Source organism: Acidisoma cellulosilyticum (assembly GCF_020621385.1).
GTDB lineage: Bacteria > Pseudomonadota > Alphaproteobacteria > Acetobacterales > Acetobacteraceae > Acidisoma > Acidisoma cellulosilyticum.
Genome location: NZ_JAESVA010000001.1, coordinates 615,509 through 628,659, shown reverse-complemented (window position 1 = coordinate 628,659; position 13,151 = coordinate 615,509). Strand labels below are relative to the sequence as shown.

General features: G+C 63.6%; 14 protein-coding genes. 7 read left to right on the top strand and 7 right to left on the bottom strand.

Annotated features, from left to right (window positions below; translation table 11 throughout):
• Window positions 1-67: 67 nt before the first annotated feature.
• Window positions 68-547 (top strand): peroxiredoxin, encoded by a 480-nt coding sequence (locus ACELLULO517_RS02945; protein ID WP_227305723.1) that lies wholly within the window; start codon window positions 68-70, stop codon window positions 545-547.
• A 47-nt stretch (window positions 548-594) separates the two neighbouring features.
• On the opposite strand, the gene ACELLULO517_RS02940 is transcribed toward ACELLULO517_RS02945, so the two are convergent.
• The 4 genes from ACELLULO517_RS02940 to ACELLULO517_RS02925 all read right to left on the bottom strand — a co-directional run bounded on the left by ACELLULO517_RS02940 (window position 595) and on the right by ACELLULO517_RS02925 (window position 5,101).
• Complete coding sequence (locus tag ACELLULO517_RS02940) at window positions 595-867, bottom strand: DUF2312 domain-containing protein (protein ID WP_227305721.1); 273 nt, start codon at window positions 865-867, stop codon at window positions 595-597.
• A 306-nt stretch (window positions 868-1,173) separates the two neighbouring features.
• Window positions 1,174-1,479, bottom strand: a complete 306-nt coding sequence (locus ACELLULO517_RS02935; protein ID WP_227305719.1) for a DUF1244 domain-containing protein — start codon at window positions 1,477-1,479, stop codon at window positions 1,174-1,176.
• A gap of 24 nt (window positions 1,480-1,503) precedes the next feature.
• Window positions 1,504-3,123 (bottom strand): electron transfer flavoprotein-ubiquinone oxidoreductase, encoded by a 1,620-nt coding sequence (locus ACELLULO517_RS02930; RefSeq protein WP_227305717.1) that lies wholly within the window; start codon window positions 3,121-3,123, stop codon window positions 1,504-1,506.
• Between the two features lie 121 nt (window positions 3,124-3,244).
• Window positions 3,245-5,101 carry a tetratricopeptide repeat-containing sulfotransferase family protein gene (locus ACELLULO517_RS02925; RefSeq protein WP_227305716.1) on the bottom strand — a complete coding sequence of 619 codons (1,857 nt, stop codon included), beginning with the start codon at window positions 5,099-5,101 and terminating at the stop codon, window positions 3,245-3,247.
• Between the two features lie 155 nt (window positions 5,102-5,256).
• Here ACELLULO517_RS02925 and ACELLULO517_RS02920 point away from each other — a divergent pair, with 155 nt between their 5' ends.
• From ACELLULO517_RS02920 to ACELLULO517_RS02905, 4 genes are all read left to right on the top strand, one after another.
• Entirely contained in the window at window positions 5,257-5,682 is a 426-nt protein-coding gene (locus tag ACELLULO517_RS02920) for a GNAT family N-acetyltransferase (RefSeq protein WP_227305713.1), read from the top strand.
• A 38-nt stretch (window positions 5,683-5,720) separates the two neighbouring features.
• Complete coding sequence (locus tag ACELLULO517_RS02915) at window positions 5,721-6,038, top strand: DUF167 family protein (protein WP_227305712.1); 318 nt, start codon at window positions 5,721-5,723, stop codon at window positions 6,036-6,038.
• Window positions 6,039-6,191: 153 nt separating this feature from the next.
• Window positions 6,192-7,640, top strand: a complete 1,449-nt coding sequence (gene pyk / locus ACELLULO517_RS02910) for a pyruvate kinase (RefSeq protein ID WP_227305710.1) — start codon at window positions 6,192-6,194, stop codon at window positions 7,638-7,640.
• Between the two features lie 30 nt (window positions 7,641-7,670).
• The gene (locus ACELLULO517_RS02905) at window positions 7,671-8,414 is read left to right on the top strand and encodes an SDR family oxidoreductase (protein WP_227305708.1); all 744 of its coding nucleotides are present in this window, start codon (window positions 7,671-7,673) and stop codon (window positions 8,412-8,414) included.
• Window positions 8,415-8,640: 226 nt separating this feature from the next.
• Here ACELLULO517_RS02905 and ACELLULO517_RS02900 read toward each other — a convergent pair whose 3' ends face one another.
• The 3 genes from ACELLULO517_RS02900 to tsaB are packed head-to-tail and all read right to left on the bottom strand — an operon-like array spanning window position 8,641 to window position 10,838.
• Complete coding sequence (locus ACELLULO517_RS02900; RefSeq protein ID WP_227305706.1) at window positions 8,641-9,630, bottom strand: D-2-hydroxyacid dehydrogenase; 990 nt, start codon at window positions 9,628-9,630, stop codon at window positions 8,641-8,643.
• Between the two features lie 36 nt (window positions 9,631-9,666).
• Window positions 9,667-10,122 carry a GNAT family N-acetyltransferase gene (locus ACELLULO517_RS02895; protein ID WP_227305704.1) on the bottom strand — a complete coding sequence of 152 codons (456 nt, stop codon included), beginning with the start codon at window positions 10,120-10,122 and terminating at the stop codon, window positions 9,667-9,669.
• Window positions 10,119-10,838, bottom strand: coding sequence for a tRNA (adenosine(37)-N6)-threonylcarbamoyltransferase complex dimerization subunit type 1 TsaB (gene tsaB, locus ACELLULO517_RS02890; protein WP_227305702.1), 720 nt, complete (start codon window positions 10,836-10,838; stop codon window positions 10,119-10,121). Before tsaB ends, ACELLULO517_RS02895 begins: the two co-directional genes overlap by 4 nt.
• 81 nt (window positions 10,839-10,919) lie before the next feature.
• Here tsaB and lnt point away from each other — a divergent pair, with 81 nt between their 5' ends.
• A complete protein-coding gene (lnt, locus tag ACELLULO517_RS02885) occupies window positions 10,920-12,419 on the top strand; it encodes an apolipoprotein N-acyltransferase (protein WP_227305700.1) in 1,500 nt (499 codons plus the stop codon).
• Window positions 12,420-12,686: 267 nt separating this feature from the next.
• A complete protein-coding gene (locus tag ACELLULO517_RS02880) occupies window positions 12,687-13,148 on the top strand; it encodes a helix-turn-helix domain-containing protein (protein ID WP_227305698.1) in 462 nt (153 codons plus the stop codon).
• Window positions 13,149-13,151: the final 3 nt, after the last annotated feature.

The following is a 13,151-nucleotide window of genomic DNA, read 5'->3' as shown; positions in this document are numbered from 1 at the left end:
GTCCAGGTGACAGGCCGCCTGTCGGGGGCTAGAGGAGTTGTCTCCTCTTCCACAAAGGACGACACGCATGATCAAGGTCGGTGACAGGATTCCGAACGTGACGGTCACGGCAGCGGCGGCCGGCGGCCCCGAGCAGACGACGACCGATGCGATTTTTAGCGGCAAGACGGTTGTGCTTTTCGCGGTGCCCGGCGCCTTCACGCCCACCTGCAGTGCCCGCCACCTGCCGGGTTTCGTCGAGAACGCCCAGGCATTCTTCGACAAGGGCGTGGATAGCATCGCCTGTATCGCCGTGAATGACGCTTTCGTGATGGGCGCCTGGGGCAAGGATCAGGGCGTCGAAGGCAAGGTCGTCATGCTGGCCGACGGTTCAGGGGACTTTGCCCGCGCCATGGGCCTGGAATTGGATCTGATGTCGCGCGGCCTGGGCATGCGCTCGCAGCGTTACGCGCTGATCGCCAAGGATGGCGTCGTGACTTTCCTGGGCGTCGAGGAAGGCGGTGCTTTCGAGGCAAGCAAGGCCGAGGCGGTTCTCGCGGCCCTGTAAGCGGCAGAGGATCTGGCCAGGGCGCTGCCCCTGGCCAGATCCCTTGATCACATGCCCAGCGCGCGGCGGTAGACGTCGAGCAGGGTCTCCTGCTCCTCAACCTCGTTCGGCTCCTGCTTGCGGATACGAATGAGCTGACGCAGCACCGCGACGTCGAAGCCGGCCGACTTGGCCTCGGCATAAATGTCCTTGATATCGCTGGAGAGCGCCTTGCGCTCCTCTTCCAGGCGCTCGATACGCTCGATGATGCTGCGCAGGCGGTCGGCCGCAATATTGCCCTGGGAAGCGGCGTCGGTAGTCTCAGTGGCATCGAACGCCATGGGCGAACTCCTTGGAATGCAGAAAGGCTAATCTGGGCGGGCGAGGTAACCCGCCGAGTGGTCCGGGGTCAATCAGGGAAGCGGATCACGATTGTCTGCCTTCGACCAAGCACGCGGCCGAACCGAAAATTCACATCGTCACGGACCCGCTGAGATCAGCGGGGTCATTATTGATCAATAACAAAATTCATATCAAACGGGACCCACTTCGCCGCGATCATGGGGTGGCATGACGCAATGGCAGAGGATTTTTGATCGATCATCATTAATCGGAAGACATCAGCCGATGTCGCGCGATCAAAGTTTTCAGGCTGAAGGCTTTTGGCTCTCGGCTGCCGCGAAGGCGGCTTTCTGTGCCTCCGTCGCGGGCTTCTGGAACTTCTCCTGCCATTCCTTATAGGGCATGCCGTAGACATGCTCGCGGGCGGCGGCATCCGTCAGCGGCAGACCGCGGGCTTCCGCCGCTTCCCGATACCAGCGCGATAGGCAGTTGCGGCAGAATCCGGCGAGAGTCATCAGGTCGATATTCTGCACATCCGTTCGGGTCTGCAGATGCTCGACAAGGCTGCGGAAGGCAGCCGCCTCCAGCGAGATGCGCGTGTTATCGTCCATCGCCTGTACTCCCTTCACGGGCGGTCACATGCCGCCGGGATAATTGGGGCCGCCGGCACCTTCCGGCACGGCCCAGTCGATGTTCTGCGTGGGGTCCTTGATGTCGCATGTTTTGCAATGCACGCAGTTCTGCGCGTTGATCTGCAAATGCGGATTGCCCTCGGCAATGCCCACGGCCTCATAAACCCCGGCCGGACAATAGCGGCTTTCAGGACTCTGATACTTCTCCCAATTCTCGGTTAGCCATTTCGAGGCATCGCGCAGACGCAGATGCACCGGCTGGTCTTCCTCGTGATTGGTATTGCTTACGAAAACGGAAGACAGGCGGTCGAAGGTCAGCACGCCGTCAGGTTTGGGATAGGCAATCTTGCGATCCTCGGATGCCGGAAGCAGCACTTCGTTATCGCTATGGGTGTGGTGGAGGGTCCAGGGGGCGCGGCCGCGGAACAGCATGGTGTCGACGGCGGAATAAAGAAATCCGCCGAAATTGCCGAATTTCGCGAAGGACGGCCGGATATTGCGCACGGCGGAGAGTTCCGTATGCAGCCAGCTGGCCTTCAGCTTGTCGGTGAAGCTTGTGGGTTCGGCTTTGGCCGCAGCACGCGCTTCCGCGACAGCCTCGGCTGCCATCATGCCGGATTTCATGGCCGCATGCGTGCCCTTGATCTTCGGCACGTTGAGGAAGCCCGCCGCGTCACCCAGCAACGCACCGCCGGGAAAGGTGAGACGCGGGATCGACTGCAAGCCGCCCTCGCTCAGCGCACGCGCGCCATAGGCGATGCGCCGCCCGCCCTCGAAATGCTTTGCGACATGCGGATGCGCCTTCAGCCGCTGCATTTCCTCGAAGGGGGAGATCCAAGTGTTCTTGTAGTCGAGCCCGATGACGAAGCCGTAGGAGACGAGATTGTCGCCCAGGTGATAGAGCCAGGATCCGCCATAGGTCTCGTTATCCATCGGCCAGCCGAAGGTATGTTCGATCAATCCTTTCCGGTGCTTGGCGGCCGGGATTTCCCACAGCTCCTTGATGCCGAGGCCGTAGGTCTGCGGATCGACGCCGTCGCGCAGCTTGAAGCGGGCCATGAGCTGTTTGGACAGGCTGCCACGGCAGCCCTCGGCAAACAGCGTATAGGGCGCGCGCAGTTCCATGCCGGGCTGATGGTTGGGCCCGGCGTCACCGGTTTTGCCGATGCCCATGTCGCCGGTCGCGATGCCGACGATGCGGCCATTCTCTTCCAGAATCTCGGCGGCGGCGAAGCCGGGATAGATTTCAACCCCCAGCGCTTCGGCTTGCGCGCCCAGCCAGCGCACGACATCGCCCAGGCTGACGATGTAATTGCCATGATTATGCATCTGCGGCGGCGTCGGCAGGCGGAAGGCTTTCGTCTCGGTCAGGAAGTAGAAGCGGTCGTCCTTCGCCTCCGTCTGCAACGGGCTGTCCAGTTCCCGCCAATTCGGCAGCAGCTCTTCCAATGCGCGCGGTTCGATGACCGCGCCCGACAGAATATGGGCGCCGACCTCGCTACCTTTTTCCACGACGCAGACCGTGGCGTCGGGCTCCAGCTGCTTGAGGCGAATGGCCGCCGCCAGCCCCGCCGGTCCCGCACCCACGATCACCGTGTCGAATTCCATCGATTCGCGCTGCATAGTCTTTCCGAGCCCCGTCCGATCCGTCGCAATTTACTCTGAATGCAGAGAGTGATGCCTCTCGGCCCCATGCTGCGCAAGCGGTGCCGCTATGACTTGATCAGGATAGCCAAGGAACCGGTCAGGAAACGTCGTAGCCTAACCGCGCCATCGCGGGCGCAAGGATAGGGAGGACCGGCGCCAATTGACGGCGATACTGCCGCCAGCGGCCGACCGAACGATCATACAGCGGCTCTGTCACCTGGGCGTAGCTCGCCGTGCGGGCGTAGCGCTGGTTCTGGTGGAAGGTCAGACAGGCTGGGTCGAAATCTTCCCCGATCGCTTCCAGCAGGCCGCGAATGCTTGCCTCCTGCTGGGCGACGATGTCTTCGTAGCGGACGCAAAGGTACCGGGCTTCGGGCATTTCCGCCCGGTAGTGGGCAACAAGATCGACAATGCGGGCGTAGTGCAGGGCGGCCGTTTCCAGCGCTGTCGCACAGCAGAAGCCATGCGTGAAATGGTTGGAAAAGGCCGAGACCATGATGTCGAGCGGATGGCGGATGACATGAATCAACGGTGACGCCGGAAAGATCAGAGCAATCAGCCCGAGATGGGTTTCGTTCAGCGGCATCTTATCGGTGAAATGCCGCGGCGCGGGTTCCCCCGGCAGGGTGCGACCGACACCGAGTTGACGGGCGCGCTGCAGATAGACGTCGCGCAGCAGGTCCAACCCCGCACGCTGATCGCCCATCCAGAGTTCCGAGAGCGCATCGGGATAGCCGAGGGGGCTGCCGAGCAGCCTTGGCAGCGTCTCAGTCAAATCGTGGATCAAGGGCAGTTCGTCACCCGCCGCGATCGCGGGATGGGCGGACAGGCTTTGTTCCACCAAAGTCGTGCCGGATCGCGGAAAGCCGAGGATGAAGATCGGCTGTGCCTCGTTCGCCCGCAAGGTCGCTCGGGGCAGAAGTGCCAGGCGGGAGGCCGTGAAAAAACCGCGCAGCCGCGCGATCATCGCGGCCGCCGCCTCGTTCAGATAAGTCTGACCGGAAAGCGCCATGGCCCGCCGCTTGCCGTCGGCAAAGGCCGTCCAGGCGTCGTCGAACCGGTCGAGCTTGTCGAGCAGCCGGCCTTTTTCGAGCAATTCGGCAGGGCCCAGCCCGGCGGGGCCGAGCCTGGCGGGGCCGAGGCCAGTGTCATGTCGCCCGGCCAGCCCGTCGATCACCGCAATCGCCTCCGAGCGTTTGCCGATGCGGCCCAAAATGACGGCGCGGGCCAGCTGCGCCTGTGCATCGTTCGGATAGGCGATATCGCTGATATCAAGCACCGCCTGGGCCGTATCGAAACGGCGGTCTGCCTCTTCCAGCCGGGCGAAGCCAAGGAGCGTCTGCCGAACCGTCGGCGCCGTGCGGAGGGATTCGTGATACAGCCTGCGGGCTTCCTCCATCCGGCCTTGGGTTTTCAGATTCCAGGCGAGATTCGCGAGCAGGATCGGGTCGCGGCTGCCCGACAGCGCCAAGACGCGGCGGTAATGGTATTCGCCGATCTGCGGGCGATTGGCCTCCGTCAGGATCATGCCCATCAGATTATGGGCGGCTGCACTGTCCGGTGCGATGCGGATGGCGTTGCGCGCCTGGGCCTCGGCTTCGCTGAGCCTGGCCTGGCCGAACAGGCTCATCCCGAGCGAGAGCGTGGCGCCCAGGTGATTGGGGGCAAGCCGCAAGACGCGCCGCCATAGCACCGCGGCGGCTGGGATATTCTGCTGTCTTTGCCGCAGCGCTGCCAGTTCCAGCACGGCGGGCAGGCAATCCGGGGCGAGGTCCAGCGCGTCGAGCAGCAGACATTCACCTTCCGCATCCTGTCCGGACGCGATCAGGCGGGCCGCTGCTTCGACCAAAGGCTGCAAACGGGCGACGGCGGTCGCGCCGCTCAGGTCGGACAGGCGCCAGCCGCAACAGCGCAGCCGTTTCAGTCCGCTGCCGCAAACACAGTCCCCGTCCATGACGGCCCCTCAATATATAGATTCGATATAGAAATAATATTTCCGCGCGTTCTTGTCGATGCGTCCTCTTCTGTCGTCTGATCACTCGCCCTAAGCTCGCGCCAAGCAGACATGAGAAAAGGAATGATCGGATGAGTGCAGTGCGGATTGTCCCCATGCGGCCAGAAGACCGGGATGCCTGGATGCCGCTCTGGCTCGGCTATCAGACCTTCTATGAGGTGAGCCTGTCGGACCTTGTGACCGATACGCTCTGGTCGCGGATGCTGGATGCGGCGGAACCGGTCTTCGCGGCCCTCGCCTGGGACGGTGAGAAGGCGGTCGGCCTTGTTCATTTCCTCTATCACCGCAACACCTGGACGGTCGGCGATCTCTGCTACCTGAACGACTTGTTCACGCTACCGGCGATGCGCGGCACCGGGGTCGGCCGGGCGCTGATCGCCCATTGCTGTGACACGGCCAAGGCCGCCGGTTGCGAAAGCGTCTATTGGCATACGCATGAGACGAACAGCACGGCCCAGGCGCTCTATAACAAAGTCGCCAAACGCTCCGGCTTCATCCAATACGCGCATAGCTATGGTTGAGAGTTTTTGCTGAGTCGGGGCGGATGACAGCCGCGGCAATGCCTTTCGCCGCTGAAAAGGGTGGCGTGCGGCTGGCGGTGCGGTTGACCCCGCGCGCCAGCCGCAACGGCCTCGATGGAATCGTGCAAGGCGCCGACGGCAGGCCGATGTTGCAATTGCGGCTATCGGCGCCGCCGGTCGAGGGGGCCGCGAACAAGGCCTTGATCGGCTATCTGGCCGAGGCTTTGGGCTTGCGGAAAACCAGTATTTCCATCCGGTCGGGGGAGACCGCGAGATTTAAGATATTGTTCATTGAGGGGGATGGCCCTGCGCTTATCGCAAAGCTTAAGGATTGGGTTGCTCTGACGGGGGGTTGATTAGTGCCCCCCTCTCATGGCTGATGGCGCCCGACGCCGATGGTATGGGAGCGCTTCCATCCGAGGCGAATATCGTCAGTGTGGGGCTTGTCGCCCCTTATCAATTCAGTCGGGGGTCTTCCGCCCCGCATCAATCAAGCTGGGACGCCTGGAATGTCGCTCTCTCGTACGCCGATCGCTTCACAGCGGCTGCGCCGCCACCGCCGCACGAAGATTGTCGCGACCCTCGGGCCGGCTAGCTCGACGACCGAAGTCATCACCCGCCTGTTCCAGACCGGCGCCGATGTCTTCCGTCTGAATTTCAGCCATGGCAGCCATGAGGATCACGCGGCGCGCATCGCCTCCATCCGCGAGATCGAGAAGCGGTTTGACCGTCCGATCGGCATTCTGGCGGATGTTCAAGGCCCGAAGCTCCGCGTCGGCCGCTTCGCCGGCGGCAAGGTGCATCTGCAGACCGGCCAGGCCTTCCGCCTCGACCTTAACCCGACGCCGGGCGACGCCCGCCGGGTCAATCTGCCCCATCCCGAGATCATCGCCGCCGCCGCCATCAACAGCCATCTGCTGCTGGATGACGGCAAGCTGCGCCTGCGCGTGACCCATAAGCGCGACGATCACCTGGAAACCGAGGTCATCTTCGGCGGACCGCTGTCCGACCGTAAGGGCGTCAACGTCCCTGACGTTGTCCTGCCCATCCCGGCGCTGACCGAGAAGGACCGGATCGACCTTGAATTCGCGCTGAATGCGGGCGTCGATTATATCGGGCTCTCCTTCGTGCAGCGCCCTGAGGACGTGATCGAGGCGAAGGAAATCGCTGCCGGTCGCGCCTGGATCATGGTCAAGATCGAAAAGCCGCAGGCGCTGGACAATCTGGACGAGATCATCCGCCTGGCGGATGCCGTCATGGTCGCGCGCGGCGATCTGGGCGTCGAACTCCCGCCCGAGGAAGTGCCGCTGGCGCAGAAGCGCATCGTCCGCACTGCCCGCCAGATGGGCAAGCCGGTCGTGGTCGCAACCCAGATGCTGGAAAGCATGATCACCGCTCCGGCGCCGACCCGCGCCGAAGCTTCCGACGTCGCGACCGCCGTTTTCGACGGCGCGGATGCGGTGATGCTCTCGGCCGAGACGGCCGCCGGCCAATATCCCTTCGAGGCGGTTAATATCATGGACCGGATCGTGGCGCGGGTTGAGCAGGATGCCGGCTGGCGTCAGATCACCGATGCGTCCCGGCCGGAGCCGGAAGGCTCGGCGTCCGACGCCATCGCCTCCGCGGCGCGTCAGGTCGCCCACACAATCCAGGCGCCGGCCATCGCCGCCTTCACCGATACCGGCATGACGGCGCTGCGCGTCGCGCGCGAACGCCCCGATTGCCCGATCCTGGGTCTGACGCCGAGCGCCGAGACGGCCCGCCGCCTCGCGGTCGTCTGGGGCGTGCATGCGGTCGTCGCGACGGAAATCGATTCCTTCACCGAAGCGACCGATCAGGCGCGCGAGGAATCCCGCAAGGAAAATATGGCGCAGCCGGGTGGGAAGATCATCGTCGTCGCCGGCGTGCCCTTCCGCCAGTCCGGCGGCACCAATATGGTGCATGTCGCCAAAGTTTAATCCGTCTCTGTCTCTCTGAAGGAGGTTCCGATGACCCAGCTCCCAGCCGTTCTTGTGACCGGGGGGAGCCGGGGCATCGGCGCCGCCATCTGTCGTCTTCTGGCGACGAAGGGCTATGCCGTCGCGGTGAACTACGCGAGCCGGGCGGATGCCGCCGAGGCCATCGTCGCTGAGATCAAAGCGGCTGGGGGACAGGCGGTTGCGGTCGGCGGTGATGTGGCTGACCCGGCAGCCGTCGCGGCGATGTTCGTGGCCGCCGAAGCCGCACTCGGCCCGATCGGTGGTCTGGTCAACAATGCCGGCCTGATCGGCGCCAACGCAAAGCTCGAAAACCAGCCGCAGGCCGATATCGAGCGGCTTTTCGCCGTCAATGTCTACGGCACAATCTATTGCGCGCAGGAAGCCGTGCGCCGCATGTCCAAAGCCCATGGCGGCGCGGGCGGTTCCATCGTCAATGTTTCATCGGTCGCGGCGCGCCTCGGCGGTCTCTCCGGTGTCGTGCCCTATGCGGCGACCAAGGGCGCGGTGGAGAGCCTGACCAAAGGTCTGGCCAATGAAGTGGCGCGCGACGGCATCCGTGTGAATGCCGTCGCACCGGGCATGACGGCCACCGACATGACCACGATCGAGATGCGCGAGCAGGCGCAGAAAACCGGCATTCCCATGGCGCGTGTCGGCGAGGCGGAGGAGATTGCCGAGGCGGTGCTGTGGCTGATCTCCCCGGCTTCGTCCTATGTCACCGGGACTGTCGTGACTGTCTCCGGCGGACGGTAGGCGCGGTCTGGCTGACGCCGCGAGCGAAACCCTAGAGTCTGTCAGGTTTTAATAGATAATTTGTCATCCGCGCACTTGTTGCGCGGGCTACGCGCCCCGGACCTACCCGCCGCGGCGCCAGCCGGCCGGTCGCTTGCTCCGCCGGGTAGATGCGCGGGTCGGGGTGCGGCCGGCTAGGCCCGCGCACGACAGATTTGGTGGCGTTTCCAAGTAAACCTGACGGACTCTAATATCCCCGCGAAAAGTCGACCGGCGTCAGCAGCGGTTTGCCTGTCTCCAAAGCAGCGAGATTGGCGAAGAAGATGTCGAGCGAGCGCGGCACGTAGCTGATTGCGTCATCGACCGAGACATGCGGCGTCATGATCATGTTGCGCGTGGTCCAGACGCGATCATCCGCCGGCACCGGCTCGGGATCGAAGACATCGAGAACGGCGCCCGCCAGAAAGCCATCGTCCAGAGCATCACAAAGCGCGTCCTGGTCGATCAGCGGGCCGCGGCCGATATTGATGACGTAGGCGCCCTTCGGCATCAGGGCGATGCGGTCCTTATTCAGGATCTTGCGGGTCGCAGGCGTCAGAGGCGCCGAGATGATCAGGAAATCCGTCTCCGCCAGCACGGCGTCGAGGTCATCGGTCGGCAGCACGCGGTCGCAGGCGGGATGCGGCGCGGGACGGGTGCGCAACCCCGTCACATGCATGCCGAAATGCTTGGCCTGTTCGGCCGAGGCGCCGCCCATGGCGCCGAGACCGAGGATGGTCGCGCGCCGGCCGCGCAATCCTTGCGTGAAGCGCTGGCCCCAAACCTTGTTCTGCTGATCGGCAATGCATTCCGGCATGCCGCCGGCCAGCATCAGAAGCGCCATGGCGACGAATTCGCCGGCTTTTTCCGCATGCGCACCGCGATTGTTGACATAGGGCACGGGCGGCACGCGATCGGCCGGGATGGCATCGATGCCGGCCGCGACCGAAAAGATCATCTTCAACTTGGGGGCGCGATCCGGCTGCAAATCCGGCAGCAGATGCTTGATGGTGCCGGGACCCGAGATCAGGATGTCGATATCGGGGCCGACCGCCGTGAATTCGCCGTCGCTCTCGCCGAAGCTGACGAAATAGCCGGCTTCCGCCTTGCCGGCACGGGCCAAGGCCTCTCCCCATTGCTCGGGCGAGACATTGAAGACGGCGGGTTGCTTCGGATTATTCTGGATATGGATGCGCATGGGGGGAGACTGGCGTCACTCTGACGCCAAGGCAAGTCACGCGGGCGAGACAGACGGCAGCTCCAGCCTGAGCACCAGCGCGTCCGCACCATTGGCGTAATAGCGCTTGCGGCGGCCGACCTCGCTGAAGCCGGACTTGGCATAAAGCGCCTGGGCCGCGCGATTGCCCATATCGACTTCCAGGAAGATTGACGTCGCACCGAGGCCGCTCGCCCTGGCCAGGCCCGCATGCAAAAGGCCGCGTGCGAGACCGCGTCGCCTGAGACTGGGCAGCACGCCGATGGTCAAAATCTCAGCCTCATCCGCTGTCACGCGCAGCACCAGCAACCCACCTCGCTTATCGAGCAGGCCGACGACCCCGTGCATTTCCAACTGCGTCTGGAAGGCCGCCGCGCCCCAGGGTTCTTCGGGAAAGGCAGCCGCGTGGATGGCCGCAAGGACGGCCGCATAGGTCGGCCCCACGCTTTGGATCGAGGCTGCCAGATCGTTCAAGACTCCACGCTCCACCCTTGCGGCGGTGGCCGCAACCCGCCACGGGGCAGCAGGGCGCGCGGCGGATCGATATAGAGCGGCACGGCGGCCAGCGGCGGCCATTGGCCCGTCATCCGCAGCATCGCAGCCTGCGCGACCCATCGGGCATGGCTCTGGGTCTCGTCGCTGACCGTCACCGCGACGCCCGCTTCCGTCAGCACGGCGCCGAGCGCCGTTGCGGCGTCACCGGTGATGAGCAGAGGGGCCGAGGGCAAGGGTGGGTTGGAAAGCTGGTCGACGGACCAATCCGCGGGTGAGCCGGCCTGATGCAGAAACAGCCGGCCTTGTCTTGCGTCGAGCGCACACCAGACCAGCCTTGCCTCGTCATCGATCCCGGCTGCCAAGCGCAGTGCTTCGGCCATGGTCACGGCGATCACCGGCAGGCCAAGGCCGAGCGCCAGACCTTGGGCAAAAGCGATGCTGGCCCTGAGACCGGTGAAACTGCCGGGACCGACATTGACGGCAATGGCGGTGAGGGCGGTGGGCGCCAGGCCGGTTTCCGCCAAAAGGTCTGCCACCATGCGCGGCAGCAAGGCCGCTTCACCGGTCGGTCCTTCCCGCTCAATGCGACCGCGCAACCGGCCGTCGGTCCCGCTGACTGGGACCTCCCACAGGGCGGCCGAGCACAGATTGGCGGCGGCGTCGATCGCCAGGATGAGGGAAGCGGATGTGGTCAAAGCAGAACGTCCTGTAGCTGTTACACAAAGCGACGCGGGTGCGGCTTGCCAAGCGCAATCCGCATCTATAGCCGCCTTTGCATGCGCAAGACTCTCATTCTCGCACTGATCTTTGGGATAGTGGCGGCCCTGGCTCTGCCGCCGATCTACCTCCTTCCGGCGCTATGGATCAGCCTGCCCGGGCTGATCTGGCTAATCGGTCGGGCGGGAAGCTGGAAACAGGCTGGCCTGATCGGCCTAACCTTCGGTTTCGGTCTCAATGTCGTTGGTCTCTATTGGATCACGGAACCTATTCTGATCGAGGCTGCGCAATTCTGGTGGCTGGTGCCCTTTGCCGTGCCCGGTCTGGCACTGGCCGTCGGGGTTTTCACGGCCGTGCCAGCGGCACTCGCCTGGTTCGCGCCGTCCGGCCTACCGCGTCTGCTGGTTCTGGCCGGGACCTGGACGCTGGCCGATCTCGCGCTGCAATTCGTCTTCACCGGTTTTCCGTGGAATTTTTGGGGCACGGATGTCGCGATCCCGGGGCTGATCGGCACAGTGCTGATTCAGCCGGCCGCCTGGATCGGCGTGCTGGGCCTGACCCTTTGCATCGTTTTCGTCGCCTCCCTGCCGGCGCTCGGCCTGCGTGGTTTCGCGACCTCGCTGGTCCTCATGATCGGTTGGGCGGTCGTCGGCGGACTACGTCTGTCGAGCGCCAAACCGGCCGCACCCGCCGCCATCATCGGCGTCATCCAGGGCGACGGCACGGCCGAATTCGTCTCCGACCGGACGGCGGCGGTGGCTCTGTTCCGCCGCTATCTGGCGCTGAGTGCGAAGGCCGTCGCGGAGGCGCAGGCCAACAACCCGAAGAATTTGCCGATCATCCTGCTTTGGCCGGAAACCGCATCGCCCTTCCAGCTGCAGACCGATGCCGGTGCCCGCCAGGCGATTGCCGAGACGGTCGGGCCGGATGTCACGGTCATCGCCGGCATGCTGCGGTTCGGCGCCGATGGTCAGTCAATCTACAACAGCATGGGCGTCCTGCGCGGTCCGGGGCCGCTGCTGGCCAGCTACGACAAATGGCATCTGGTGCCCTTTGGCGAATATCAGCCGGCCTGGCTGCCGCTGCAGATTTTGCCGGGCGAGGGTTTCAGCCGCGGGACTGGCCCTACGACGCTGCATGTGCCGGGCATCCCGCCGGTTGGCCCCATCATCTGCTACGAATCCGTGTTCTCCGGACAGATCATCAAGGAGAGCGACCGGCCGGACTGGATCGCGCTTTCAACCAATGATGCGTGGTTCGGCAATAGCAGCGGCCCACGCCAGCATCTGGCCGCCGGACGCATGCGCGCGGTGGAGGAGGGGCTGCCGCTGGCCCGTGCCGCCAATACCGGCATTTCGGCGATTTTCGATGCGTCCGGGCGGGAGGAGATGCGCCTCGGTCTCGGGCGTCAGGGCAATCTCGTCGCGCCGCTGCCCGGGCGCCTGCCGCCAACTTTGTTTGCCTATTGGGGCCTATGGGCACCGGCTGTGCTGGCCATCCTCACGACGCTGCTGGGCTTGTTGCTCGTTTTTCGTCTGCGTCGGTTGGAGAGATCATAAATCTTTCCATAACATCAGCGCTTTGGACTATGATTTTTCATGAATCCTTAGGTTATCGCCTGGACATCCGCCAAAAGTCTTAACTAGATTAGCGGGGTTGTTAACCAGATTAACGAATGGAACGTTTCGACAATTTGAGTTTGAGATGAACTATTGTGATAGTCCTAAACCGTTCCGCTTCACTACCCGATGTCTCTCTAAGTTTTAGCGATCAGGGCTATATCTTTAGATATGTTTCTCGCTTTTTCCGACCCTTCCTGATCTGCCGTGGTTAAGCGGGCGAGCAGTGACGGTGAGTCCGCGCCTAGTCCGATCGATGTGCATGTCGGCGCCCGCATTCGGTTGCGTCGTATGGCACTTGGCATGTCGCAGGAAAAACTGGGCGCCGCGCTTCAGTTGACCTTTCAGCAGATTCAAAAATATGAGCGTGGGGTCAACCGTGTCGGTGCCTCTCGTCTTTATGATCTTTGTCGGATCTTCGACGTTGGTCCCGATTATTTTTTCGAGGGTTTGACGGATTTCGAAGCCAAGCCGAGGTTGCGCCCGTCGCGCGGTCCAGCCGACCTGAGTTTCACCGTCGCCGAAGAGCAAGTCGGTTTGACCGATGAACCGGAACCGCTTCCGGCGGATCAGGCCGAATTGCTGGCCTATTTCTCCCGCATCATCGACCCTGAGGTTCGCCGTCGCGTGCTGGATCTGGTCAAGTCGATTTCCGCCACGGCCGCATAAAGC

Bases quoted from the DNA above. Each gene is read 5' to 3' on its own strand.
- ACELLULO517_RS02900 (WP_227305706.1), bottom strand. From the start codon at position 9,630: ATGCGCATCCATATCCAGAATAATCCGAAGCAACCCGCCGTCTTCAAT.
- ACELLULO517_RS02905 (WP_227305708.1), top strand. From the start codon at position 7,671: ATGACCCAGCTCCCAGCCGTTCTTGTGACCGGGGGGAGCCGGGGCATC.
- ACELLULO517_RS02940 (WP_227305721.1), bottom strand. From the start codon at position 867: ATGGCGTTCGATGCCACTGAGACTACCGACGCCGCTTCCCAGGGCAAT.
- ACELLULO517_RS02925 (WP_227305716.1), bottom strand. From the start codon at position 5,101: ATGGACGGGGACTGTGTTTGCGGCAGCGGACTGAAACGGCTGCGCTGT.
- ACELLULO517_RS02915 (WP_227305712.1), top strand. From the start codon at position 5,721: ATGCCTTTCGCCGCTGAAAAGGGTGGCGTGCGGCTGGCGGTGCGGTTG.
- ACELLULO517_RS02930 (WP_227305717.1), bottom strand. From the start codon at position 3,123: ATGCAGCGCGAATCGATGGAATTCGACACGGTGATCGTGGGTGCGGGA.
- ACELLULO517_RS02945 (WP_227305723.1), top strand. From the start codon at position 68: ATGATCAAGGTCGGTGACAGGATTCCGAACGTGACGGTCACGGCAGCG.
- ACELLULO517_RS02920 (WP_227305713.1), top strand. From the start codon at position 5,257: ATGCGGCCAGAAGACCGGGATGCCTGGATGCCGCTCTGGCTCGGCTAT.
- ACELLULO517_RS02935 (WP_227305719.1), bottom strand. From the start codon at position 1,479: ATGGACGATAACACGCGCATCTCGCTGGAGGCGGCTGCCTTCCGCAGC.
- lnt (WP_227305700.1), top strand. From the start codon at position 10,920: ATGCGCAAGACTCTCATTCTCGCACTGATCTTTGGGATAGTGGCGGCC.
- pyk (WP_227305710.1), top strand. From the start codon at position 6,192: ATGTCGCTCTCTCGTACGCCGATCGCTTCACAGCGGCTGCGCCGCCAC.